The 26,245-nt window shown below is 44.7% G+C and carries 15 protein-coding genes; 10 read left to right on the top strand and 5 right to left on the bottom strand.

Annotation, left to right across the window (positions count from 1 at the left end; translation table 11 throughout):
- Positions 1 to 107 precede the first annotated feature (107 nt).
- Positions 108 to 1,391, top strand: coding sequence for a glycerophosphodiester phosphodiesterase family protein (locus ORI98_RS11330; protein WP_306135281.1), 1,284 nt, complete (start codon positions 108 to 110; stop codon positions 1,389 to 1,391).
- A 184-nt stretch (positions 1,392 to 1,575) separates the two neighbouring features.
- On the opposite strand, the gene ORI98_RS11325 is transcribed toward ORI98_RS11330, so the two are convergent.
- Positions 1,576 to 2,130 carry a protein tyrosine phosphatase family protein gene (locus tag ORI98_RS11325; protein WP_306135280.1) on the bottom strand — a complete coding sequence of 185 codons (555 nt, stop codon included), beginning with the start codon at positions 2,128 to 2,130 and terminating at the stop codon, positions 1,576 to 1,578.
- Positions 2,131 to 2,164: 34 nt separating this feature from the next.
- On the bottom strand, positions 2,165 to 2,791 hold the full coding sequence (locus tag ORI98_RS11320) for a DsbA family protein (RefSeq protein ID WP_306135312.1): 627 nt from the start codon (positions 2,789 to 2,791) through the stop codon (positions 2,165 to 2,167).
- A 194-nt stretch (positions 2,792 to 2,985) separates the two neighbouring features.
- Here ORI98_RS11320 and ORI98_RS11315 point away from each other — a divergent pair, with 194 nt between their 5' ends.
- The 5 genes from ORI98_RS11315 to ORI98_RS11295 all read left to right on the top strand — a co-directional run bounded on the left by ORI98_RS11315 (position 2,986) and on the right by ORI98_RS11295 (position 7,954).
- Positions 2,986 to 3,369 carry a hypothetical protein gene (locus ORI98_RS11315; protein ID WP_261299397.1) on the top strand — a complete coding sequence of 128 codons (384 nt, stop codon included), beginning with the start codon at positions 2,986 to 2,988 and terminating at the stop codon, positions 3,367 to 3,369.
- Entirely contained in the window at positions 3,359 to 3,844 is a 486-nt protein-coding gene (locus ORI98_RS11310; RefSeq protein WP_306135279.1) for a GNAT family N-acetyltransferase, read from the top strand. The genes ORI98_RS11315 and ORI98_RS11310 overlap by 11 nt, the downstream gene beginning before the upstream one ends.
- Positions 3,845 to 3,966: 122 nt before the next feature.
- Positions 3,967 to 5,229, top strand: a complete 1,263-nt coding sequence (locus ORI98_RS11305) for a DEAD/DEAH box helicase (RefSeq protein ID WP_306135278.1) — start codon at positions 3,967 to 3,969, stop codon at positions 5,227 to 5,229.
- Positions 5,230 to 5,261: 32 nt separating this feature from the next.
- Positions 5,262 to 5,570, top strand: a complete 309-nt coding sequence (locus ORI98_RS11300) for a hypothetical protein (RefSeq protein ID WP_306135277.1) — start codon at positions 5,262 to 5,264, stop codon at positions 5,568 to 5,570.
- Positions 5,571 to 5,884: 314 nt separating this feature from the next.
- Positions 5,885 to 7,954 (top strand): PhoX family phosphatase, encoded by a 2,070-nt coding sequence (locus ORI98_RS11295; RefSeq protein ID WP_261299393.1) that lies wholly within the window; start codon positions 5,885 to 5,887, stop codon positions 7,952 to 7,954.
- A gap of 94 nt (positions 7,955 to 8,048) precedes the next feature.
- On the opposite strand, the gene ORI98_RS11290 is transcribed toward ORI98_RS11295, so the two are convergent.
- Positions 8,049 to 10,349: an aminotransferase class V-fold PLP-dependent enzyme gene (locus ORI98_RS11290; protein WP_306135276.1), complete on the bottom strand. Its 2,301-nt coding sequence runs from the start codon at positions 10,347 to 10,349 to the stop codon at positions 8,049 to 8,051.
- Positions 10,350 to 10,624: 275 nt separating this feature from the next.
- On the bottom strand, positions 10,625 to 11,086 hold the full coding sequence (locus ORI98_RS11285; protein WP_261299391.1) for a YhcH/YjgK/YiaL family protein: 462 nt from the start codon (positions 11,084 to 11,086) through the stop codon (positions 10,625 to 10,627).
- Between the two features lie 90 nt (positions 11,087 to 11,176).
- Between ORI98_RS11285 and ORI98_RS11280 the strand changes: the two genes are divergently transcribed.
- The 4 genes from ORI98_RS11280 (at position 11,177) to ORI98_RS11265 (ending at position 15,561) form a co-directional block, all read left to right on the top strand.
- Positions 11,177 to 12,232, top strand: coding sequence for a patatin-like phospholipase family protein (locus ORI98_RS11280; RefSeq protein ID WP_306135275.1), 1,056 nt, complete (start codon positions 11,177 to 11,179; stop codon positions 12,230 to 12,232).
- Positions 12,233 to 12,430: 198 nt separating this feature from the next.
- Complete coding sequence (locus tag ORI98_RS11275) at positions 12,431 to 13,009, top strand: LON peptidase substrate-binding domain-containing protein (RefSeq protein WP_261299389.1); 579 nt, start codon at positions 12,431 to 12,433, stop codon at positions 13,007 to 13,009.
- A 42-nt stretch (positions 13,010 to 13,051) separates the two neighbouring features.
- Positions 13,052 to 13,987, top strand: coding sequence for a pseudouridine synthase (locus ORI98_RS11270; protein ID WP_306135274.1), 936 nt, complete (start codon positions 13,052 to 13,054; stop codon positions 13,985 to 13,987).
- An 80-nt stretch (positions 13,988 to 14,067) separates the two neighbouring features.
- Complete coding sequence (locus ORI98_RS11265; RefSeq protein ID WP_261299387.1) at positions 14,068 to 15,561, top strand: EAL domain-containing protein; 1,494 nt, start codon at positions 14,068 to 14,070, stop codon at positions 15,559 to 15,561.
- A gap of 72 nt (positions 15,562 to 15,633) precedes the next feature.
- Here ORI98_RS11265 and ORI98_RS11260 read toward each other — a convergent pair.
- Positions 15,634 to 26,245, bottom strand: a 10,612-nt coding sequence (locus ORI98_RS11260) for a VCBS domain-containing protein (RefSeq protein WP_306135273.1), incomplete at its 5' end; no start/stop codon positions are given.

The raw sequence follows: 26,245 nt of genomic DNA, 5'->3' as shown, positions 1-26,245 counted from the left end.
CTACTTTGGTCAAATCGAGGTTGTCATATTATTTCGATATTTTAGTCATATTCATTTTGTAAGCTAGCCGTTTTAATGAGTTACACATGACAATATGGAGTATTAACATGGCAAGGCAATCAGGTATTACGTCGAGCATCGTTTCAGTTTTGATCAGTGTTTTATGGGTTTCGGGCTGTAATAGTAATGATAATGATCAGGCTAACATTGACTCAATAAAGTTCGATAACAGTGTCAGTGTGCAAGTCGGTGTAAGGCCGCTGTTTTTAGTGGACCAGATGCAGCCGGGTGATCTTCAAACCCAATTGGCACAATGCAAAAATGGAGCCTTTTATCGCACCGATTTTTCAATTGGTCATCGCGGTGCGTCAATGCAATTTCCAGAGCATACCAAAGAATCTTATCAAGCAGCGATTGATTCGGGGGCGGGTATTGTGGAATGTGATGTGACCTTTACTGCAGACAAAGAGCTGGTATGTCGTCACTCACAATGTGACCTAGCAACAACAACCAATATTCTTGCTATTCCGACTCTTGCTAACAAATGTTCCGTACCTTTTTCACCAGCTGATGCCGCTAATGGTATCAGTGCGACGGCAACCTGTTGTACGAGTGATATTAGCCTTGCAGAATTTATAACCTTGAAAGGTAAAATGGACGGTTTTAATCCTAATGCAACAACTGTGGATGAGTTTATGGACGGCACACCCCATTGGCGTACCGATTTGTATGCTGGAAAAGGTACGTTAATGACACACGCCCAAAGCATCGAACTATTTAAAGCCGCTGGAGTGAAAATGACCCCAGAGCTTAAATCAGCCAGTGTAAGTATGCCGTTTGATGGCTTTAGTCAGCAAGATTATGCCCAGAAAATGTTAGATGAATATACAGCGGCTGGGGTCGAAGCATCACAGGTTTTTCCGCAATCATTTAATTTAGATGATATTAAATACTGGATAGCCAATGCTCCGGAGTTTGCCGAGCAAGCCGTATATTTAGATGATCGTTACGATCTAAGTGGTTTTGATCCGCAAAATAGTTCGACCTGGTCACCCAGTATGGACACCTTAGTTGCAGATGGCGTTAAGATTATCGCGCCACCATTATGGATGTTAGTCACCTTGGACGATAACAAGAGCATTGTGCCGTCAGAATATGCGAAAGAGGCCAACGCAGCAGGGCTAAAAATTATTGCTTGGTCACTTGAACGTTCAGGTTTGCTTAGTGAGGGGGCGGGTGGTTGGTATTATCAAAGTATTGCTGACACGATTGATAATGAAGGCGACACCTATGAGTTATTAGATGTACTTGCGAAGCAAGTTGGGGTGATGGGTGTGTTTTCCGACAGGCCTGCCACTGTAACTTATTATGCGAATTGTATGGGCAAGTAACAGATAGCTAATCATTTAGATTTATAACTTTGTGCTTTCTAGCTGGTGCAACTAGATTAAAGCGGGATGTCATCATCCCGCTTTTTGTCTATTGAAACTGGTGTGAATTCAGTAACGTCGCTGCTTTATTTGGTTAATCTTATGTCTTTAAAAAGGGCGGCAAAGTGTCTAGCTAGGTCATCCTCTACTGATATTTTTGTTTTACCATTTCTATTAATACTTGCCATTGTGGGTATTCTTTAAAGCTTGTTGGCAAATCTCCCCATGGTGACAAGACGTTATTGATGTCTACCGCTTGATGTTGCTGAGTGGCTAAATACAGGTAATAAAATGCCGACGCGCGATAGTTTGCCGCGCAGTGTACCAGCACAGGTTGATTATTATTGGCCCGCATTAAGGCAAAAAATTGCTCAACGTTTTCAAGTGTCGGTTGTTGCCAATCAACACTGATATTGTGGTATTGCATGCCAAGGTCGGTAACAATTTGCTGCTCATTTTTAAGGGCATTAGGGTTGTTATTGGGGATTAAGTTGATCACGGTTTTCACCCCAGCTTGTTGTAATAAGCCAAACTCTTCTATTGTCGGTAGCCCAGCGGTAATAACCTGATTATCATTAAATTTAACTGCTTTAATCTGTTGCAATTTACGGGTATCTATCTGGTCGATGTTGGCCATAGTGTGGGTGCTTATCATGAGAAGTGATAACAACAGATAAGTGGCGAGCTGTAATAATTTCATAGTTTGCCTACTGTAGGTGATTGATGATTGGGTGCTAGCTTTCAATAAGGTGCTGGATGTGATGTAGACTTGGGTCTGCATCTTGATAATCAAGCTTTATAGGGTAAAACTGCTGCTGATATTGCAATACTAATGACGGAAAACCTTGAATGGGTAATTGCCTTGCAAAGGTGAGTTCTGCCATTAATTGTTGATTCAATTCATCACTGCTTATTTGCTGAACAAAATGCTGTTTGTCGATACCTAAACTCACGGCGATATCAGTTAACACGTCAATATTTGATGGGTTTTTAGCCTGTAAATAATAAGCTTGCTGAATGGCATAGATCATTTGTGCTTCTTGCTCAGATTGGCGAGCGATAATGGCTGCGCGACAACTTGGGTATGTCGAGCGTCTGGGGTAGCAGCATGTCCAAAAGTCATGGTTAAATACCGTGCCTAATTGCTGGTGGATTTTGTGCCAGGTTTGCTGCAAAAATTGCTGCATTTCATGTGGCATAGGCAGATCACTATCAGGGGCTAGCCCGCCCAACACATATTGAACTTTTACATCTGGCATTTTGGCTGCTAACTGCTTTTGTAGCCTTGTCCATGTGATGTGGTAACCCCAACACCAACTGCACATTGGGTCATATACATAATATAAGGTGGCTTTATTCATGGTTGCTAGAGTTATTCGCTGACGGTGGAAACATAATGCCATATTTTATTAATCAGTTGGTTAGCATTTATAAACAGTGTAGAAGCAGTGGATTAAAAATTAAATATTTTCAATGAACTAAATAAATACAACAAAGCTTGAGATGCCTAAGCGAGCCGTTATACTAATGTTCTAGATCACAAATGGAGACAAATATGTTCGTAATGGGCTTATCAAATGATGTGACTGATTCAACTCAGGCCACCATACAAAAAGGGGCATTTCGTGCAGAGGGCACCTTGTGGATTGAAGATGAACAGCTGCATTTTGAATCTTTTGACCCAGACTTAAAATACGGTCCTTATATGATTGATTTAGATAGTATTAAGTCAGTGGCAATGTGTTGGAGCCGAGGGGCTGGGCTTATTCCGATAGAGGCTGATTCTATTCAGGTGATCACCTTTGATAGTCAGAAATTTCGCTTCATTTTAGCATCACCTCAAGTGTGGCATGAGATTATTAGTTCAACCATAACGCCAACGGTATCGCTTAAATCTGCATCAGAACCTTTTTCTAAACGCCCTGCCAATGACAACTAACCCAATTGAACTGTTGCCAATAACTGAGGCTGACTTAACAAAGTTGTTTGAGTTTGAGCATGATCCTATAGCGAATAAAATGGCCGATTTTCGCCCAAGAGAGCGCGCTGCATTTTTTCAGCATTGGCGACAAAATGTGCTTGGTGTAGCGGGTAATATTGCCATGGGGATTTGGCTGAACAACACCCTTATTGGCAGTATTTTAAGTTGGCATAAACCTGCGGATGATAAAGCCATTGCAGGTCGCTTAATCGGTTACTGGATTGATCAAGACTATTGGGGGCAGGGTATCGCCTCTCAAGCATTAAAACAGTTTTTACCTTTGTTGCCCCAAGCTCCACTTTTTGCCTATGTTGCATCGCATAATGCTGGGTCTTTGGCGCTGATTAAACGCTATGGTTTCGTCAAAGTGCCACTTACCGATGAGCAGCGTAAAGATTTACCAGCCAGCTTAGATTTATATCAGCAAGCCTAAGCCTTTATGGGGTAGGAACAGTGATGAAATCTACGATATTTAGTGGTTTAGATTAGCGTTTTTCCATCTTGCATTTATCAAGCTTGTGCTAAGATCCTTTGTTCACTCTGGGAGAAACAAACATGGCTTTTGGCGCGTTAGCATTACATCCGCAACTATTATCTCGTTTAAGTACACTTAACTTTATACAACCTACCGACATACAAGCGCAGGCGATCCCGGTTATTTTGTCAGGTAAAGATGTGATGGCGGGCGCGCAAACGGGTACGGGCAAAACAGCGGCGTTTTGTTTACCCATTTTACATCAATTGCTAAGCCAGCAAGCGCTAAGCCAACACCACCATCAGCAGGCGAACGACACCGCGTCAGACAAACGGGTTAGCGGATTAATTTTAACCCCAACCCGCGAGCTGGCTCAGCAAGTGCATCAAAATTTAAGCCTACTTATTGGCGATAGCGCCATCAGCGCAGCGCTGCTATACGGCGGCGTGAGTACCCAAGCCCAAAAAGCGCAATTAACCGCAGGCGTTGATATTATTGTGGCGACTCCTGGGCGATTATTAGATTTACTACGCCAACGCGCGACGAGTTTGTCAGCGGTTGATTATTTTGTCATTGATGAAGCTGACCGCATGCTAGATATGGGCTTTCGTGATGAAATTATTGAGGTATTAAAACGTTTACCTAAACAGCGACAAACCTTGCTATTTTCAGCCACATTAGACGATCGAGTTTTTTCGTTCAGTAAGCGTTTACTGACCCAGGCCAAAGTGATTGAAGCCCATGCGCGTAATCAAACTGCGGTGACGGTAACCGAGCGGGTTTATAATGTAGATGCTAAACGAAAATGCGATCTATTGTGCCGACTTATTCAGGCTGAACAATGGCAGCAAGTACTTATTTTTAGCCGAACTAAACAGGACGCTGATTTACTTGTAAAGCAGATGAGCCATCGCGGCGTAAAAGTGGCTGCATTCCACGCTGATTTATCACAATCAGTACGTGAGCAAGTACTTACTGACTTTAAGGTTGAGCAACTTACTGCGCTGGTCGCCACCGATGTAGCGGCACGTGGTATTGATATCAGTCAGCTCAATGTTGTGGTGAATATGGAGCTCCCCTTTAAGCTGGAAGATTATGTTCATCGTATTGGTCGTACAGGCCGTGCAGGGCAAACTGGGCATGCAATAACATTGTTGAGCGTTGATGATGAGCCTTTGCTGATCAAATTAGAGGCTTATTTAGATAAACGGCTACCGCAGCAATGGTACCCAGGGTTTGAGCCTGATTTAACCCAAATCGCCCCTGTAACCCGTAAAACTAAGAAAGGCTCATTGAAACAACAGGCAAGGCAAAAAGCACTCGCACAATCAAAGAAGCGTTAGGGCTAAATGAATACATGGTATAAGGAAGTATTATGTCAGTTAACCTGATCAAATCCTCTATTGCTACTGTGCAGAACGGCGTAGCAAGAGCTGATGGCAAGCTTCAGCTTACTGAAACTGAAGTGATTTTTGAGCCGTTTAACCAATTGTTCGGCCTAGGGCCTTACAAATTTAAGTGCTCAGAAATTGCTTCTGTGGGTAAATGTTTAGGCAAAGGCGGTGGCATTATTCCGCTCACGACCGAGGCTATTCGCATCACTTTATTCAACAAACAGGTATACGAGTTTATGATTGCACAACCGGACCTGTGGATAGATTTATTGGTGGGCAATGTTCATTAATCGTGCTGCTGTCAGGGGGGGCAAATATTAAAGCGAACCCACTAACGCCGTTTATTTTGGACTACGAAGCCTTTTTCAGGCATTGCGGATAGAACATGCCCTTGCCTCAATACCCTGCGTTTTGGTGAATAAAGAAAACTCGGCGTTATTTAAATTAATTACCCATCTCGTTTGTCTTTAAACTGCCATTTTTATGTCATCTAATTTACGCTGAATTGTCACACTCAGTGCTTATCTTGTGTCCGGAAACTAATCTTATAAAAGCAAGTTTATTCGTTGCCGATGACAACTTAGAGACATTTAAAGGACATATTATGAGCAAAGCGACTTTTGATCCCCGCCGTTTTAACCAAAGCAATAACACGCCTTTTGAGCAAGTGATGGAAAAACACTTATCTCGTCGTAACTTTGTGAAAAGAGGCCTAGGGATCAGCGCGATGACGGCATTTGCGGGTGTTGGATTAACCGCTTGTGGTTCTGACGATAATTCAGTGACCACGACGCCAACCACGCCAACTACTCCGACAACACCCACAGCGCCCACAACAAGTTCTGCCGTGTTAGGTTTTGACTCAATTGCGGGCTCAAAAATCGATGCAGTCGCTGTGCCAGCGGGTTATTCAGCTTATGTATTAGCGCCGTGGGGAACGCCACTAAATTCAAAAGCATCAGAGTGGAAATCAGACGGCAGTAACACAGGTGAAGATCAAGCTAACTCAGTGGGTATGCACCATGACGGCATGCATTTTTTCCCATTAAATGATGCTGGCGACGATGGCTTATTGTGTATTAACCATGAGTATATTGATGAAGATGCCCTGCATCCAACCGGCCCCACATTTGATACCAATGGAAATCGCACAGTAATTGATGAAATTCGTAAAGAAATCAATGCTCATGGCGTTTCTGTAGTGCGCATAAAATTAACTAACGGTATGTGGGAAGTGGTAGCAAACGATGCACATAATCGTCGCTTTACCGGCGCTAGTGTGATGGATGTTGCAGGACCTCTGGCGTACACCAGCTATTTAGAAACCCGCTATTCACCAGACGGCAGCCAAGCCCGTGGTACGTTAAATAACTGCGGTAATGGCAGCACGCCTTGGGGCACGTACTTAACCTGCGAAGAAAACTGGCCAGGTTACTTTGTTAATAAAGGCACATTAGCAGCAGATCAATCACGTATTGGTATTGCGACTAAAGGGACACGTTACGGTTGGGAGCATTTAGCCGGTGATGACGATGAGCGCTTAGATGAGTTTGCCCGTTTTGACATTACGCCTGTAGGGGCTAATGCGGGACAAGATTATCGTAATGAAGCCAACGGCCATGGTTATATTGTTGAAATTGATCCATATAATCCAAATTCTCGTGCCGTTAAACGCACTGCGCTAGGTCGTTTCCGCCACGAAGGATGTACCTTTGGTAAGTTAGCCGAAGGCCAACCTATTACGTTTTATTCTGGCCATGATTCGCGTTTTGAATACCTGTATAAGTTTGTATCTGACGCGGTATGGGACCCTGCAGATGCCAATAGTAGTAATCGCATTGCTATGGGTGATAAGTACATGAATGCGGGCACACTTTATGTAGCCAAGTTTAACGAAGATGGCGTCGGCGAATGGTTACCATTAACCCTAGATGCAATCACAACAGAAGGCAGCACTTTAGCCAGTACTTTTGATTCACAGGCCGCAATTATTTTAAATACCGCTGGCGCGGCCGATTTAGTGGGCGCAACACCCATGGATCGTCCTGAGTGGGCGGCGGTCGACCCATTCACAGGCAGTGTATATTTAACCTTAACTAATAACACCAAACGTAAGGACAGCACTAACCCTGCTAACCCTCGTTTAAATAACAGTTTTGGTCATGTTATTCGTTGGGATGAAGGCGATAGCGCAACAGAATTTAGCTGGGATATCTTTGTATTTGGCGCGCCAGCTGCGGGCGACGCAGACACTAACTTATCGGGTTTAGATGATTTAAATCAGTTCGCAAGTCCCGATGGCTTAGCATTCGATGCGCGCGGTATTTTATGGGTGCAAACCGATAATGGTGCTGATGAAGTGACGTCTTACACTAACGATCAAATGCTGGCGGTAGTGCCATCTACTCTGGTAGATACTAATGGTAAACAACAGGTGATAAGTTCAGAAACCCAAGCACAGTTGAAGCGTTTCTTTGTTGGACCGAATGACTGTGAAGTGACGGGTTTTGCCATTACGCCTGATTATAAAACGGCATTTGTGAATATTCAGCATCCAGGAAACTGGCCATATTCAGCAACTGCAACTGAAGCCACTCCCGCAGGGATGCAAATTCGTCCACGTGCGGCGACAGTGATGATCCGTAAAAATGATGGCGGTGAAATTGGCGTGTAATGCCAACGGCATCTATTTTGCGCCCAGTAAAAAAGCCCTCTTTAGGGCTTTTTTACTTTTAAGCAATCTTGCTTAACGCAAGTGGACGTTTTCTCTAACTCGCATTGGCAAGGGCATAACCGCCTTTAAGGTGGGCAACATTGGTAAATCCAAGGCGGTGCATAGCTTGTGCTGCTACCAATGAGCGACTGCCGCTACGACACACCAACACCCATTCGCTACGCTTGTCATGCTGATGTTGCTGCATAAACTGCACTAAGCGAGTTAATGGCACGTTTTCGCATGAGTCTAATGAATGTTGTAAGGCGTATTCGTGGGGCTCACGTATATCAATTAACTTTACTTTTGAGGTATTCAAAGCAACATCTAAGCTGGCCGCAGAATACTCAGTGATTGGGGTGACTTTATGACAACTGCCAGCAGGCAGCGCGCCGCAGAGGATCTCCGTGCCAATTTGATCATTTAATTGGCTGTCTATTTTCGCTTTGTGACTCACAAATTCATCTACGCTGATAGTGCCTTGAATAACCTGCTGCAATAGCGTGTTACGTAAACATTCTGCTGTAAGATGGGTGGCAAATTCATGTTGATAATCATGACTGGGACAAATCAGGCTTTGTGGCGCAAGCACGGCACTTAATAACTCGATACTGGCATACATGGCTTTAGCGGAACTACTTTCAAAGTTGGTTCTGCCTAAGGTGCCCATTAAAATCGTGTCGCCACAAAATGCAAACAAAGTGTTATTGGCTAAGGTTTGTGAGCCTGTAATAGGGTGACATAGTAGCAGACTGATACTGTCGGCGGTATGCCCTGGTGTCGGCACTTTAACCAGCCATTTGTCTGCTACGGTAATGTATTCAAACTGCTGGTTATTTTCTGTGAAGGTTAGCGAGGTTTGTGGCCAGCCTAAGGCGTCAGTGTGGCCCGTAATGCCTCGCTTTAGCGTTAACAACTCACGACCAGAAATATGATCAGCATGGCCATGGGTATCAATGAGCGCTACTAGAGTGAGTTGTTGGCATTGCAGTAGAGTATCTAATCGCTCTGTAAGTTCAGGTAGCGGGTCGATAATAAAAGCCTGTTTAGAGGGAGCATCGACATAAATCCAAGTACAACTTGCACCAGAGCGTAATTGCACTAAGCCATTTAAAGGTGTCTTGTCATTCATGTTAGCACTGTCTAAAACCATACAGCTTTGGGTTAATGCATTGGCTGCACTAGAAATGCGATCGCAAGCTTGGTTCACTTCATCCTGGGTCATGGCTGGACCAAATGATAATCTAATTGCAGATTCACTTTGCCAAGCTGGTAACCCCATAGCATCAAGCACAAAACTGCGAGTCACTTTAGATGAACAAGCCGAACCTGAGCTTACCCGTATGTTTGCGGCATCAAATAAATCCATGATTTCTTTGCTGCTGAAGCCTTTAATGGCGAAGTTTAATGTGGTTGGGACACTGTTGTCGAAACTGTGGTTAAACACGATTTGCGGGAAGGCTTGCTTGAGGGTGTCAGTGAATTGCTGGCGAAATGTATGCAAAGTTTTATGGTCGGCAAAGCAAGATTCTTCAGCAATCAGCTGTTCAAAAATAACATTAATCGCTGCCATACCTGGTAAGTTTTCAGTGCCTGAACGCAGGCCACTTTCTTGCCCCCCTCCAGCAATAACAGGTGTAAAAGGGGCATTTTCACGGATATAGACAAAGCCAATCCCTTTAGGTGCATACAGTTTATGGCCGCTAAACGGTGCGTAATCTATGCTAGTTTGGGCTAGATTTAAGGCAATTTTACCCAGAGCCTGCACGCAATCCACCATCCAAAAAATGTCAGGGTTAGCGTGACGAATCGTGTGCTCTAAGCGACTGATATCCTGATAAACACCGGTTTCATTATTCACCGCCATTGTGCATATCATTAATGATTTAGGGGCGTATTTGCTAATAAAGTCGTGATCTAAATTTCCCTGGCGATCCACTGGTATCGCGATGATTTTTGCATTAATACCTAAAATAGCATTCCAGTGTTTAAGTGATTCTGGCACGGCTTTATGTTCAGTTGCGCCGTATAGCAAATAAAAATCTTCACCCTGCTGCGAGCTTGATACTAAGCGAGTTCGAGCACTGACCAATGCCGACAAAATAGCGGTTTGTATCCCTTCTGTCGCACCACTGGTAAAGATAATTTTGCCATTAGCCGAACCAATAATTTGCTTGGCTTTAGCTCGGGTTTGTTCCATTAGATTTTTGGCGCGCAAACCTGTGATATGGCTTGAGCTCGGATTACCAAAAAGGTGCTCCATGGCAGACATTGCGGCATTTGCAGCCTGAGGTAATACAGGGGTTGTGGCGTTAGCATCGAGATATATTTGGCTTAAATTATTGTTATTATTCATTTATGTCAGCTCTATACTTTTTTGTTAAGAAATGAAATTAATATTTCTTTTTGTTATATGTAATTTCGTTTGAGTATATTAGCAGTTTGTTATTGGGTTACAAGCCTAAAATGTGTTTCAAATAATGTGCGCAATTCACCAACAGGCTGGGGCTATTTAATGGCGAAACAAAGGAGTGTGTTTTAGGAGGGATGAAGATTGAATAGCAATACCCGCACAGCAAAAATACATCATAACAGCGACTTCACAGATAAAGTCGCTGTCCATGAAAAAACCTAAATACGCACTTTTATAACGACCTTGCGCACTTTTTGTGGTGATGCACTGGTTCCTGGCATGTGCATGTCACCAGGAAAGAAAATCGCAAACATACCAGACTTTAATGGTATAAAGGCTGCGTCATCTTTGTTTGATTCGAAATCAAACTCAGCGTAATCGTGTTTGTCATAATAAGGTTTTGACGGAATTTGGTCTGCTAAAGGCAAATAACCAAATTCTTCTTCTCCACTGACAACATATTGCACATCTATGTATTGTTGGTGAACTTCAAACGGCTCAATTTCACGCGGTTTAGTTTCATAATCATTCACAATCACGAACAGGTTTTTACCCTCTAATTCATAGTTGCCAACCGGCTTACTGGTAAAATCTGTTTCAGATAAATGTGTTAATGCTACCGCCAAACGTGGATGCAGTTGAGTATATAGGTGACGATTTGCTAGAGTATCGACAATCATAAGAGTTCCGTTAAGTGAGCGAGCATTAATGGGGCTGTTTATGGCAATAATACCACTGTTTAAATATATCAAAAATGAGAGGATCGACATTTGTCAGCATTACGACTTATAGCAGGTGAAACAGCTTTTAAGCAGATAGAAACGCAAGGTCTTCAGCAAAGCATGTTTACTCAGCTATTAGCTGCCTCTGGTGGACCTAAGTGGATAGGTATTGCAGGATTAGATAAGTATATTTTTGGCGAGTTTTTTAAAGAACGTCAAGATCCATTATATATGCTGGGTGCATCATCTGGTGCCTGGCGATTAGCGTGTTTAGGCCAGCAAGACCCACTAGCGGCCTATGGCCGATTCGAACATTTTTATATCAACCAACGCTATGACAATGTACCAACCAGAGAGCAAGTGACGAGTCAGGTGCAAGCTGTGGTCGATGGTATTTTAGGTGAGCAAGCTGGGGCAGACATTATTGCTAACCCGTTATTTCGCCAACACATTATTGCTTGTCGTGCTCGCCATGTTAATCAAAGTAAATCAAAAGTCGGTTTAGCGATTGGTTTAGCGCTTGCTGCTGCCAGTAATAGTGTTAATCGTAAGAGTATTGCATGGCATTTTGAACGCATCATGTTGAGCCATAAAGATGCTGCCTCGCCATTTGGGCGCCTGAAAGATTTACCCACCAAACAAATGATGTTAACCAACGAAAATATTCGGCAAGCTATGATGGCAACAGGGTCTATCCCGTTGTTATTAGATCCAGTTAAAGACATTGATGGTTTACCTAAAGGTAAATATTACGACGGTGGTATTACCGATTATCATTTTGATTTACCGCTACCCAAAGAAAGTGGCTTAACCTTATATCCGCATTTCTATCCGCATATGAGCCCTGGTTGGTTTGATAAATCATTGGTGTGGCGTAAAGCGAAGCAAAATTACCATAATGCGCTGATATTGGCGCCATCGCGTGATTTTATTGCTTCATTACCCTTTGGCAAAATTCCTGACCGTGAAGACTTTAAAAAGCTGGACACTGAGGCACGTATTAATTACTGGCAAACTGTTGCTCAGCAAAGTGGTCAGTTGGCCGATGAACTAGCGAATATTGTGGCCAAAGGTTCGATTATGGACCATATAGAATCATGGTAGCGTTAGATGTTTGAGCCAGTTTAGTTGATCTAAATGTGCTGGTATCACTAATGAGGTTTCAGGCATTTTGTCGCGCATTAGCATTAATTAATGGAATAAATTTGTTGGTTTTTTAGTCGTTGACTACACTTATCATTGTTAACGTTTTCTGTGACGTTAGCTATTGATACGACTTCACCTAAGGTGTAGGAGGCGGTTATGCAATCACGTGAAATGGCGTTATTTATTCAAGATGCCGTGCTATTGCCAAATGGGCGGCTTGAGTTTCGAGTCGCTCTCGCCAGTGAGCTATCCTTAGTCGCGTCGGTGTTGAAAGGCGAATATGGCCTGGCAATGGCGGCGTTAAAATCTAACAGTAACTTGCCCTGTTATCGCAGTGTCACCGAATGCGAAATTATCGATTTTCATCAATTAGAAGATAACTCGTTAAGTATTGTGCTTGAGGGTAAACAACGTTTAAAGGTGTTGTCTGCAGCTAAACAGCGTAATGGTGTATGGATTGCGCGAACCCTACCTTGTGCTAATTGGCTTCATGAGCCCATCGCTGGTGAATTTGAAATTATCAGCGCAGCACTGGAGCAGTTTTATCAAGTTAATCCCGATTTATATGACCTTTATTCACATGTGCATCTAGAAGACGCAACTTGGGTCAGTCAGCGATGGCTGGAGGTATTGCCTATGTATAATCGAGATAAATTACGTTTGGTTGAGCAGCCTAATTGCCATAAAACCATGGATTTTGTCCTGCAACTGCTAAAGTCCCATGTTGATGTATAACCTGATAATATAAGCTTATCTTTTGCCTGTTATTTTGCTCTTATGTCATCAAACTCTGTCGACGCCTCCTCACCATTAGGCGCAATTGCTGCACAACCTTCTTACGTGGTATTACCGCGTATTAGTGCTTCCGGTCTTCGCTTTCATACTGTTTTGGATTTTCTGACGGCTAAATTTGATCAAATTCCGCCCGCGGTGTGGTTAGAGCGTATCGAGCAGGGAAAAGTGCATTGGCAGTGTGGTCAATTGATAACGGCAAACACCCCCTACGAAGAAACCAAGCGAGTGTATTATTTTCGTGAAGTGAGTGTTGAGAAAAAAGTGCCATTTACCGAAGATATTTTGTATCAGGACGAACATAAGATCATTGTGTATAAACCGCATTTTTTGCCAGTGACCCCAGGCGGAGATTACGTTAATGAGTGTTTAGTGCATCGATTGCGAATTCGTACAGGAATCGACACCATAGCGCCCGCCCATCGACTAGATAAAGATACCGCGGGCGTGATGTTAATGACGGTCAATCCTGACACTCGCCATGCTTACCACCAACTTTTTCTTGATGGAACAATCCGCAAAACCTATCAAGCGGTCGCTAAGCTAAATGACTCGTTGCCGACACCGGCATTACCGCAAACTTGGACGGTTAAAAATCGCTTAGAACGAGGCGTGCCAAGTTTTACCATGCAGATTGCTGATGGGGTCAGTAATAGCCACTCCGAAATTACATTGCTACAAATTAACCGTGGTTTAGGTTTGTTTGAACTTGAACCTGTAACAGGTAAAACCCATCAATTAAGAGTACACATGCAGAGTTTAGGGATGCCAATTTTGTATGACCGTTTTTACCCAGAATTACAACCTAAAGGGGATGATAATTATCAGCAACCGTTACAGCTGCTGGCGAAGCGATTACAGTTTATTGATCCTATTACCCAGCAAATAAATGATTGGCAAGTGAATGACTTAGTTATTTAAATTGGTGTGACAAAAGTAAACTACCTTAAAGCTTAGAAACTCGGTATATTAAGTTTAAGCAATAATTAAGGTGGTCATTCATGGGACGAATAATATATTACGTTGTGTTTATATTGGTATTTTCAATTTCACTAGCGGGGTTAAAGGGGCTCGATCATTTTATAGCAAAGCAAGTGATAGTGCGTGATGCTCAAATACTTACCGATAAATTTCAGCGACTTCTTCAAGACAGTGCTAAAAAATTAGATGAGTTACCCGACATTTCACTGGCTACTTTCGACTGTAATGACAATTTGGCTTCACAACTTAAGCGCACCGTGTTTGAAGCAAACTTTATTCGTTGGTTAGGTGTTACTAAAAACAATGTTATTTACTGCGAGTCAAATGAAATAATTAGAGAGATAGCAAGTGTAAAAACGCATCGAGTTAGCCAAAATTACAGTTTAGGAGTAGTCGAGCTTTCTAACAGTACTCACCATGAGTTAGTGTTAGTAAAACATGTGAATGACATGTTTTACACCGCCAGTATTATACCATTAGAGCCAAGTTACTTTGTTCCTGTTGATTGTGATAATTGCCTTGAATACAAAATGTCTTTCGACTCAGATCCGTTTTTGACATTTGGGTTCGATGAGTACGATGGGGTCAATTTTGTGTCTGAAGAGGTAACCTTGTCTTCCCCTTATTTTAATGCAAAGTTCGAGCTATCAGGTAGTTACGATTTTTATAAGCAATACAGTACTATATCCTGGTTTGTTATTATTTTGATAGCGTCAGCCTTTGCAGGCTGGGTGACCTATTTGTATTTTCGTTGGCAACAGCATTCCATTTCTGCATATCGACAAATACTTATTGGCGTTAAAAAAGAAGAGTTTATTCCTTATTATCAGCCAATTGTTGATTCAAGATCTAAAGAAGTTGTAGGCTGTGAAGTGTTAATGCGCTGGCAACGCGCAGATGGCTCCTTAATGCCTCCTAATCAATTTATCCCCTACGCTGAAGCTAATGGGTTAATTATTCCAATGACCAAAAGCTTATTGGTTCATTTAGTTAACGATATACAGCTTTTAGGTCAACACAAACCCGCGATGTTTTTTAGCGTAAACATTGTGCCTGAGCATTTAGAATCTGATGAGCTATTAACATTAGTTAAAAGCTATATTGATGATAAGGTATTTGGTCATCATCGCTTGTCGCTTGAAATTACCGAGAGAATGCCCATTAAAGACTTAGAAAAAGCACGTGTCATGTTAGATAAGTTTTATGCAATGGGTGTCGACCTTAAATTAGATGATGCAGGTACAGGCTATGGAGGTTTTAGTTATGTCCAGAAACTGGGTATGAGCACCTTGAAAATTGATAAAATGTTTGTCGATACCATTGGTCAAATAGACACATTTAACGCTAAAACTATTGATGCAATTATTTCATTTTCAGAAAAATCTGGGTTAACAACGATTGCTGAAGGTGTAGAGCATCAAAGTCAGGTTGATTATCTTGCACAGCAAGGCGTATACCTTATTCAAGGGTATGTTTATTCTAAGCCTTTACCAGCAGAGCAGTTTTTTAATTAACCGTTTATAAATGCTGATGTAAAAATGCCTTATCAAATTGACAAGGCATTTTTTTTAAGTATTTTTAAAGTGTTAAGTTTGGTTGTGTATCGAGTTTAATGCTGAATGCAGCAGATCATCATTCGATTGGCTGTCATGTTCAATGATAGGCTCATCAATCAAATCGAAATTATGATTTTTATGATGTTCCATGTCGTCATCTTGTAATGGATTGTCGAAATGATCGTGTATCGATGTGTCGAGCATATCGATATCAATATTACTGTTATTACTCGCATATGTACCTGGCAATGCATCAAATGTTGGTGATTCAATTGCAGGTACCATATCTTGATGGTTCAAACCAACCATTTGTAAATAGTGGTCAATCGGTGAGTCCGATAGCGGCACCGGAGATGTTTCAGTGGTATCCTCATTTTGATGATGGATGTCAGCGGGATCATTTGGTGCATCTTGATGAGCCATTATATTTGCTAATACATCGATATCATCAATGACAATCGTACTATCGTAATCGTGTGGTACATCATGCATATCTGACGCAGGCGCTGCTAATGGCGCAATAATGATCGGGGCTTGGTAAGGGTCTATATGAATAGTTAAGTTGTTCTGACTATTGTCAGCATAATCACCATTCGTGTCTGTGACGCGGTAGATAAGATTAGGCACTTGCCCGCTAAATTGATTGTTAGGGGTAAAGGTGTAGTCGCCGTTGGCTGAAATTGCGATAACCCCAACACCAGTAATGTTATGAGTTTGCCCAGCTTGAACCGTTACATAGTGATGCGTTACTGGGTCTTGAAATTGCACATCATGAAGCACTAAGTGAGCGCCATCATCAACATCCGTAGCACCCTGCAGTAAGTTGCCTGTAACGGGGCCGTTATTCTGCTGAGAATGTGGATTAAAACTGTGAATGATTGGACGATCACTGGTGCCTGTGACGACGACTTGAGCTTGCTGCTGCAATGTCTGCACATTGCTACCAGCTCCTTGTTGTAGCTCATACTTAATGTCAACTTTTAAGGCGATGCCGTTGGCCAAATGGTTGTAGCTATTGTGCGCCGGATCGACCTGTAATGTATGGCCATCGCTCGTTAGCATAAAGCCATCGGGTACCTGATTAGTGTAATGAACACCGTCGGTCGAAAATTGCATGTGGCTCACTGTGCCACTGCTCAGTCCACCGAGTAAATCGAGAGATTTACCCGCGCCACCTTCATTAACGCTCAAGCTTGGCGTGTCATCATGGCCATGAATTTGCACATTGATGGTGTGGCTAGCAGTGCCGTCCGGTGAGGTAAGGGTAAAGCTTTCGGTCACAACTTGCCCGGCAACCAAACCATTAGTGGTAGCGAGTGAATTGTCTAAGGTATAAGACCAATTGCCTTGCTGATCCATTGACAGATAACCATACTGCCCCGCTAACTGACTGATTGTGGCAAACTGATTTTCGCCACTGTCGACATCTGTCAGTGTTAACTGCCCCGTCAGACGACTCGTTGCACCATCTTCGAAGATATTGACGTTCGCTGATGCTTGTGACTGGCCATTGATCAGGGCAGCATCGTTCACCGCTGCGAGCGTGGTGCTAGCGCCAGTGTGTGTCATACCACCGTGGGCATCCTTAACGTCATAGCTAAAATAGACATCGCCGTTATAGTCTTTTTCTGGGGTAAAGGTGAAGGTGCCATTGCCATTGTTCAGTATCGAACCATGGTCGACATGGAGGTTTTCAATGGATAATTTGCCAATATCGTTGTCATCAACATCGCTAGTATTAGCCAGTAGCTGTGCTGGGGTTAGGACAATTTTGCTATCTTCTAAGCCATTCGCCAAACGCACTTCAGCTGATGCAATTGGAGCATCGTTGGTGCCATGAACGGTCACTGTGATATCTTTTTTAGCACTGCCATCAATAGATTCAACGGTAAAGGTTTGCTGGAAGCTTTCCCCTGCGCCTAAATGTTGGACTTTATCATTCTCAATATTGTATGACCAATGACCTTGTGCGTTGATATTGAACCGACCACCTTCGGCGGTGGTGATGGTTTGTGCAATAAAACCGGCTTGGTCATGATCGGGGTCAATTACGTGTAACGTGCCACCACTGCTGAGCTGATGGGTGGTATTGCCAAAGGAAGTGTGATCTTCATAAACATGATTATTGAGGCTGGAGTATGGTGTCACTTCAATTTTTGCTTGGTTATCTTCGCCGGTCACTTTCACCATAATGGTGAGCTTTTGACCATCACTGGTTTCGACTTCGTAGGGAAGTTCCATGGACTCGCCAGCATGCAGGCTACCAATGAGATCGTCCGCATGACGATTGGTACCAGCATCTAATCTGAATTGATAAGTGCCATTAGGCCAAACATCAAGGTGACCAGGCTCAAAACCTTGACCTAAATACTTCCCGCTAAAAACAAACTGAGTGTTATCACCACTATCAGGGTCAATTAGCTGAAGCTGGCCTCTATAGGATTTAAATTCACTATCCAGCGCTTGTGTTTCTGTAAGCTGAATGACATTAGAAACCAGTGTGGCTTTATCATCTGTCCCGGCAATCGTAAGCGTGGCGGTTTGTTGCGTACTTCCACCATGGCCATCTTCTACTTGATAAGTGATAGCGATTTGTTGCGACTGACCACTTGCCAAATGGTTAAATGCGGGATCAGTGGCATCAACAATCAACGTATGCCCATCAGCAGCTAATGTGATGCCTGCGGGGATTTTCCCTGCCTGAGGTTGACCATCGATGGCATATTCAAGGTGGCTGACGCTTAAAGCATCGCCCTCTTTATCTGTGGCGCCTACTAGCAGATTGAGGGTGTGATGATTATCGGCCCCCTCACTGACGCTGTCTGTTAAAGGCGTCACATCAGGGTTGTCGTTAACCGCAGCTAAGTTGGTGGTTGCGCCGGTGTGGGTCACACCACCGTGGGCATCTTTCACATCGTAAGTAAAGTGCACCTCGCCGTTGTAGTCTTTATCTGGCGTGAAGTTATAGGTGCCGTCTTTGTTGTCGGTGATCGTGCCGTGGTCTGCACTGAGGTTATGTACACTGAGCTGTGCTGTTTCACCATGATCAACATCTGAAGCATTGGCCAGTAGCTGCGCTTCAGTCAATGTGACTGCGGTATCCTCGGTGCCCGGCGCTAAAGTCACACTCGATGAAACCACTGGCCCATCATTACGCCCTGTCAGCGAGATTTGGAAGGTTTCTATCGCGGTATTCCCAGCTTTGTCTGTGACCGTAAACGTGAAGGTTTCTTGCTGGTGCTCATTGAGGTTTAGTGCTTGCGCTCGTGCATCAGGCGTATAGGTGTAGGAGCCATTAGCATGGATCACAAACTTGCCATAGCTGCCCAGTTGTTCGCCGAGCCCGCCAGTCACTTGAACACCGGCTTCGTCATCAGCAATCAAGTTGCCATGAATGCTGGGCTGATTTTCGTTCATGCTGGCGTTGTTATTGTGCACGCTGGCCACGCTATCTTTGATGATCGTGTCAGTCGAGGTTGCGGTTGTACCGTCGTGACTTGTCGCATGCGCCGTCACAGTCAGCGTTCCGTCTTTTAAGGAGGAAAGATCTGCGGTTGTTTGATAGCTGCCGTCTGCAGCAACGTTGATATTGCCCTTGTCTACGGTGACCGTCGTTGTGCCATCGGTGATTTCAATGCGATCCAGTGTGGAAGCCACGCTCGGATCAAGCGCCCCTGATATAGTAGCCGTCCCAGATTCGCTGGCATTCAAAACATTGTCCGCCGTATCCGCGATATCAACATTCACGATCGGTGTATCTGCCACAGCCGCTAGGCTCATTGATGCAGAGGCAGCGACTGTCGCGCCCTGCGGGTCTTGCACGTCGTAGGTAAAATGGACAGCCCCATTATAATCAGCATCCGGCATGAAGGTGTAAGTACCGTCTTTGTTGTCGGTGATCGTGCCGTGGTCTGCACTGAGGTTATGTACATTGAGCTGTGCTGTTTCACCATGATCAACATCTGATGCATTGGCCAGTAGCTGCGCTTCAGTCAAGGTGACTGCGGTATCCTCGGTGCCCGCCGCTAAAGTCACGTTTGATGAAACGACAGGAGCATCATTTGTGCCTACAATATCTACAGTGATGGTATGAGCGGTACCGTCTTTAGAATGCACAGTGAAGGTTTCTTGGATGGTCTGATGTTCAGCCAATGCCTGTATCTTTAAGCTCGTATTATCAGCAATAAACGTCCATGTACCGTTCGCATGCACGACAAACTGCCCGAGACCATGGTCACCTGCGACCGGTGTGCCACGCTCATGAAGTCCTGCCTGATGATTAGACTGACCAGTCACTGTAAACATACCCTCACCAGAATCCACATCTGCGACGCGAAGCTGCCCACTGACAATCAAATTATTGGAACCATGAGAACCGCTATCTTCAGTCGCAGTCCCTGTATCAACCCCAGAAATACGAGCGACGTCATTGGTGCCGGTCATCGTGATCGTCAGCTTCTGGGTATCGGTCGCGCCGGCCGAGTCGGTGACCGTGACAGGGATAGTCACGGTTTGTGTCTGACCATCAGGCAGTGACTGATAGGCTGCATTGGACGGATCAAAGCTATAGGAACCGTCGGCATTGAGGGTTAAACCAGCCACCGGCGAGGCCACGCTATAGGTCAGACTGTCACCTGTATCGGGATCCGTCGCGCTTAGCTGACCTGTCGCCTGTTGTCCGTCTTCATCGACACTCACAGAAGCAATCGGGTTTAAGGTCGGTGCGTCATTGGTGTTGTTCACGACGAGATCAAAGGCCGTGCTGACGGTCGCGCCATGTGCGTCAGTCGCAGTGACCGTCACTTGTGTGGTGCCGACATCCGAGTTCGTCGGTGTGCCGGTAAAAGTGCCGGTTGTGGGATCGAAGCTTAACCAGCCAGGCAATGAGCCTGCACTCAGTGTGAGTGAGTCTTTCGCGTCGATATCATCAAACGTGCCCGCAGGAACGGAGAAGGCAAATGCCCCATCTTCTGTCGCTGTTTGACCTGAAATCACCGAGGCGACTATGGGCACATCATTGGTGCCATGAACGGTCACTGTGATATCTTTTTTAGCACTGCCATCAATAGATTCAACGGTAAAGGTTTGCTGGAAGCTTTCCCCAGCGCCTAAATGTTGGACTTTATCATTATCAATGTTGTATGACCAATGGCCCTGTACGTTGATATTGAACCGCCCACCTTCGGTGGTGGTGATGGTTTGTGCGATAAAACCGGCTTGATCATGATCGGGGTCAATTACCTGTAACGTGCCACCACTGCTGAGCTGATGGGTGGTATTGCCAAAGGAAGTGTGATCTTCATAAACATGATTATTGAGGGTCGAGTAGGGCGTCACTTCAATTTTTGCTTGGTTATCTTCACCGGTCACTTTCACCATAATGGTGAGCTTTTGACCATCACTGGTTTCGACTTCGTAGGGGAACTCCTTCGACTCGCCAGCATGTAGGCTACCAATGAGCTCATCCGCATGACGATTAGTACCAGCATCTAATCTGAATTGATAAGTGCCATTAGGCCAAACATCAAGGTGACCAGGCTCAAAACCTTGACCTAAATACTTCCCGCTAAAAACAAACTGAGTGTTATCACCACTATCAGGGTCAATTAGCTGAAGCAGGCCTCTATAGGATTTAAATTCACTATCCAGCGCTTGTGTTTCTGTAAGCTGAATGACATTAGAAACCAGTGTGGCTTTATCATCTGTCCCGGCAATCGTAAGCGTGGCGGTTTGTTGCGTACTTCCACCATGGCCATCTTCTACTTGATAAGTGATAGCGATTTGTTGCGACTGACCATTTGCCAAATGGTTAAATGCGGGATTGGTGGCATCAACAATTAATGTATGACCATCAGTATCTAATGTGATGCCTGCGGGGATTTTCCCTGCCTGAGGTTGACCATCGATGGCATATTCAAGGTGGCTGACGCTTAAAGCATCGCCCTCTTTATCTGTGGCGCCTACTAGCAGATTGAGGGTGTGATGATTATCGGCCCCCTCACTGACGCTGTCTGTTAAAGGTGTCACATCAGGGTTGTCGTTAACCGCAGCTAAGTTGGTGGTTGCGCCGGTGTGTGTCACACCACCGTGGGCATCTTTGACGTCATAGCTAAAATGGACATCGCCGTTATAGTCTTTTTCCGGGGTAAAGGTAAAGGTGCCATCGGTATTTAAGGCAATAGCACCGTGGTCAGCCTGTAGGTTTTCAATGGATAATTTGCCAATATCGTTGTCGTCAACATCGCTACAATTGGCCAGTAGCTGTGCAGGGGTGAGGACTATTTGGTTATCTTCTAAGCCATTCGATAAACGTACTTCAGCTGATGCAACTGGCGTATCATTGGTGCCGTGAACGGTCACTGTGATATCTTTTTTAGCACTGCCATCAATAGATTCAACGGTAAAGGTTTGCTGGAAGCTTTCCCCTGCGCCTAAATGTTGGACTTTATCATTGTCAATGTTGTATGACCAATGGCCCTGTACGTTGATATTGAACCGCCCACCTTCGGCGGTGGTGATGGTTTGTGCAATAAAAGCGGCTTGGTCGTGATCCGGGTCAATGACCTGTAACGTGCCACCACTGCTGAGCTGATTGGTGGTATTGCCGAAGGAAGTGTGATCTTCGTAAACATGATTATTGAGGCTGGAGTAGGGCGTCACTTCAATTTTTGCTTGGTTATCTTCACCGGTCACTTTCACCATAATGGTGAGCTTTTGACCATCACTGGTTTCGACTTCGTAGGGGAACTCCTTCGACTCGCCAGCATGTAGGCTACCAATGAGCTCATCCGCATGACGATTAGTACCAGCATCTAATTTGAATTGATAAGTGCCATTAGGCCAAACATCAAGGTAACCAGGCTCAAAACCTTGACCTAAATACTTCCCGCTAAATACAAACTGAGTGTTATCACCACTATCAGGGTCAATTAGCTGAAGCTGGCCTCTATAGGATTTAAATTCACTATCCAGCGCTTGTGTTTCAGTGAGCTGAATGACATTAGAAACCAGTGTGGCTTTATCATCTGTCCCGGCAATCGTAAGCGTGGCGGTTTGTTGCGTACTTCCACCATGGCCATCTTCTACTTGATAAGTGATAGCGATTTGTTGCGACTGACCATTGGCCAAATGGTTAAATGCGGGATTGGTGGCATCAACAATTAATGTATGACCATCAGTATCTAAGGTAATGCCCGTTGGAAGTTGGCTCGACTGAGGTTGACCATCGATGGCATATTCAAGGTGGCTGATGGTTAAAGCGTCGCCCTCTTTATCTGTGGCACCTAATAGCAGATTGAGGGTGTGATGATTATCGGCCCCCTCACTGACACTGTCGGTTAAAGGCGTCACATCAGGGTTATCGTTAACCGCAGCTAAGTTGGTGGTTGCACCTGTATGTGTAATACCACCGTGGGCATCTTTAACGTCATAGCTGAAGTGTACATCGCCGTTGTAGTCTTTTTCTGGGGTAAAGGTGAAGGTGCCATCGCCATTAATTAATATCGAACCATGGTCGGCGTGTAGGTTTTCAATGGTTAGCAGTCCGGCATCATTTTTATCGACATCGACGGTATTCGCTAACAATTGCGCTGTCGTCAGAGTTTGGCGTGTATCTTCGCTACCATTTGCAAGCATAACCTCAGATGAACAATAAGGACGGTTGTTACTGCCGTGAATGGTGATGACAATATCGTGTGTTGTACCATCTTTTGAATGGACTGTAATCGTATCGGTTAGGCTTTGGCCTTCACCGAGTTGGTCAATAGCGGTGCCAAGCGTTGTGGGTCTAGCACCTATACCGGCGCGATGCCCAGCATCGGCATGGTAATGCCAGGTGCCATCGGTGAGTAAGATTAGATCGCCATAGGTGCCGTGATAGTCATAACCATTGCTGCCTTGGCGTTCAAATCCTGACTCGCCTACATCGGGGTCTGTGATGGTTAGCTTGCCATCAGCATAGAGTGTTGTATTGCCAAGTGTGGCTATGCCTGGTTGGGCATAGTCGGGTGACATGTCGACACCCGCGCTGTTTTCGTTTATTGAACCCGTATCAACGCCAGCGATTTGGGCTTTATCGTCGGTGCCATTGATGGTCACGGTCACCTTCTGTTCGGTGCCATCGAGGCTATGAACCATCACGGTATCCGTGAGTGACTCACCGGATTTAAGCCCCTGGATCACGGCTTGTGAGTTATCAGCCGTGTAAGTCCAATGACCGTTTGAGTCAATCGACAGTGTGCCAAATTGGCCTTGAAGACTGGTGGCAACAAACTGGTTTTGTCCGCTGTCGGGATCGGTGACGGTGAGCGCGCCATCGACGCGCAGTTGTCCCTGGTAGAGGTCTTTGTCTTCGGTCACTGAAGCCGTAGCTGTACCGCCAATGACGGCTTTATCGTCGGTGCCGTTAATGGTCACAGTCACCTTCTGTTCGGTGCCATCGACGCTATGAACCATCACGGTATCCGTGAGTGATTCACCCGTTTTTAAGCCTTGAATGGCGGTTTGAGAGTTATCGGCGGTGTAGGTCCAGTGACCTAATTCATTGATTGATAGAGTACCAAACTGACCTTGTAATGAGGTGGCTTGGAATTGATTTTGACCGTTATCCACATCAGTAACAGTGAGTGCGCCGTCGACTCGAAGCTGTCCTGAATGAACATCTTTATCTTCAGTTAAGCTGGCCGTTGAATTGCCTGCAATCACCGCTTTATCGTCAGTACCGTTAATGGTGACAGTGACTTTTTGCTCAGTGCCATCAACCGAGTGAACCATCACGGTATCTGTGAGTGACTCACCGGTTTTCAAGCCTTGAACAGCGCTTTGAGCATTATCGGCGGTGTAAGTCCAATGACCGTTTGTGTCAATCGACAGTGTGCCAAATTGGCCTTGAAGACTGGTGGCAACAAACTGGTTTTGTCCGCTGTCAGGATCTGTGACGGTGAGCGCGCCATCGACACGCAATTGGCCTTGGTAGAGGTCTTTATCTTCGCTAACTGAAGCGGTTGAGGTGCCTGCAATCACGGCTTTATCGTCAGTACCGTTAATGGTGACAGTGACTTTTTGCTCTGTGCCATCGACGCTGTGGACCAATAAAGTATCGGTGAGTGACTCACCCGATTTCAGCCCTTGAATAGCCGCTTGGGCATTGTCGGCGGTATAAGTCCAATGACCGTGTTCATCTATCGACAGTCTGCCGAATTGGCCTTGCAAACTTTCAGCGTTGAACTGGGCTTGACCGTTGTCAGCATCAGTCACAGTGAGTGCGCCGTCGACTCGAAGCTGTCCTGAATGAACATCTTTATCTTCAGTTAAGCTGGCCGTTGAATTGCCTGCAATCACCGCTTTATCGTCAGTACCGTTAATGGTGACAGTGACTTTTTGCTCAGTGCCATCAACCGAGTGAACCATCACGGTATCTGTGAGTGACTCACCGGTTTTCAAGCCTTGAACAGCGCTTTGAGCATTATCGGCGGTGTAAGTCCAATGACCGTTTGTGTCAATCGACAGTGTGCCAAATTGGCCTTGAAGACTGGTGGCAACAAACTGGTTTTGTCCGCTGTCAGGATCTGTGACGGTGAGCGCGCCATCGACACGCAATTGGCCTTGGTAGAGGTCTTTATCTTCGCTAACTGAAGCGGTTGAGGTGCCTGCAATCACGGCTTTATCATCCGTACCATTAATGGTGACAGTGACTTTTTGCTCGGTGCCATCAACCGAGTGAACCAGCACGGTATCCGTGAGTGCCTCACCGGATTTAAGCCCCTGGATCACGGCTTGTGAGTTATCAGCCGTGTAAGTCCAGTGACCATTTGAGTCAATCGACAAGGTACCAAATTGGCCTTGTAGTACAGAGGCTTGAAAATGATTTTGCCCTGCATCGGGATCAAGTAAGTTAAGTTGCCCATCGATATGTAGCTGTCCTGAATCGACATCTTTATCTTCTGTTAACGATGCACTCGATACGCCGTTGATTTTGGCTATTTCATCGGTACCGTGAATTTCAATTTTGACGATTTGATTTACAGGTAATCCACTACTGTCTGTGGCGGTAACACTAAATGTTTCAGTAACTACTTGACCATTATGTAGCCCAAGGGTACTTGCTGAACTGTTGTCTAATTGATACTGCCAGGCACCGGTAGTGGGATCAATAATGAGGTGCCCATATTGGCCTAAAGCCTTTGTTACCGCCCAAGTTAAGGTGTCTGCATGGTCTGGATCTGTGGCAATTAATTGACCGCTAACAGTATCAACAGTTCCCATTTCGTTAAGACTTGCATGGTGCAGCCCTGAAATAGTGGGGAGATCATTGGTACCTTCCACTTCAATACTGATAAGTGTGTTGACTGAATGCCCTTGGCTATCAGTGGCTTTAATAACAAACTGTTCGGTTTGATGCTCGCCAGAAGATAGGGCATCTGTTTGAGGTGAATTGTTATCTAAAACGTAATGCCACTGACCTGTTTGCGAATCTAAAATGAGGCTACCAAACTGTCCCTGTAAGTTAGAAGTTGACCAAGTAACTGCATCACTGCCATTACCATGGGCGGTAAGTTGACCATTAACTGTATCAACTGGGCTATTTTCTTTAACATGTTGATTTTGTTCTTGACTCTGTATCTCTAATGGCTTTTCATTCGTG

This window comes from Shewanella sp. ULN5, from assembly GCF_030731885.1.
Lineage (GTDB): Bacteria > Pseudomonadota > Gammaproteobacteria > Enterobacterales > Shewanellaceae > Shewanella > Shewanella holmiensis.
This window is presented reverse-complemented; position numbering and strand designations above follow the sequence as displayed.

What these genes read in the sequence shown, in the direction of transcription:
- ORI98_RS11330 (WP_306135281.1), top strand. Translation starts at nt 108, where the DNA reads ATGGCAAGGCAATCAGGTATTACGTCGAGCATCGTTTCAGTTTTGATC.
- ORI98_RS11325 (WP_306135280.1), bottom strand. Translation starts at nt 2,130, where the DNA reads ATGAAATTATTACAGCTCGCCACTTATCTGTTGTTATCACTTCTCATG.
- ORI98_RS11320 (WP_306135312.1), bottom strand. Translation starts at nt 2,791, where the DNA reads ATGAATAAAGCCACCTTATATTATGTATATGACCCAATGTGCAGTTGG.
- ORI98_RS11315 (WP_261299397.1), top strand. Translation starts at nt 2,986, where the DNA reads ATGTTCGTAATGGGCTTATCAAATGATGTGACTGATTCAACTCAGGCC.
- ORI98_RS11310 (WP_306135279.1), top strand. Translation starts at nt 3,359, where the DNA reads ATGACAACTAACCCAATTGAACTGTTGCCAATAACTGAGGCTGACTTA.
- ORI98_RS11305 (WP_306135278.1), top strand. Translation starts at nt 3,967, where the DNA reads ATGGCTTTTGGCGCGTTAGCATTACATCCGCAACTATTATCTCGTTTA.
- ORI98_RS11300 (WP_306135277.1), top strand. Translation starts at nt 5,262, where the DNA reads ATGTCAGTTAACCTGATCAAATCCTCTATTGCTACTGTGCAGAACGGC.
- ORI98_RS11295 (WP_261299393.1), top strand. Translation starts at nt 5,885, where the DNA reads ATGAGCAAAGCGACTTTTGATCCCCGCCGTTTTAACCAAAGCAATAAC.
- ORI98_RS11290 (WP_306135276.1), bottom strand. Translation starts at nt 10,349, where the DNA reads ATGAATAATAACAATAATTTAAGCCAAATATATCTCGATGCTAACGCC.
- ORI98_RS11285 (WP_261299391.1), bottom strand. Translation starts at nt 11,086, where the DNA reads ATGATTGTCGATACTCTAGCAAATCGTCACCTATATACTCAACTGCAT.
- ORI98_RS11275 (WP_261299389.1), top strand. Translation starts at nt 12,431, where the DNA reads ATGCAATCACGTGAAATGGCGTTATTTATTCAAGATGCCGTGCTATTG.
- ORI98_RS11270 (WP_306135274.1), top strand. Translation starts at nt 13,052, where the DNA reads ATGTCATCAAACTCTGTCGACGCCTCCTCACCATTAGGCGCAATTGCT.
- ORI98_RS11265 (WP_261299387.1), top strand. Translation starts at nt 14,068, where the DNA reads ATGGGACGAATAATATATTACGTTGTGTTTATATTGGTATTTTCAATT.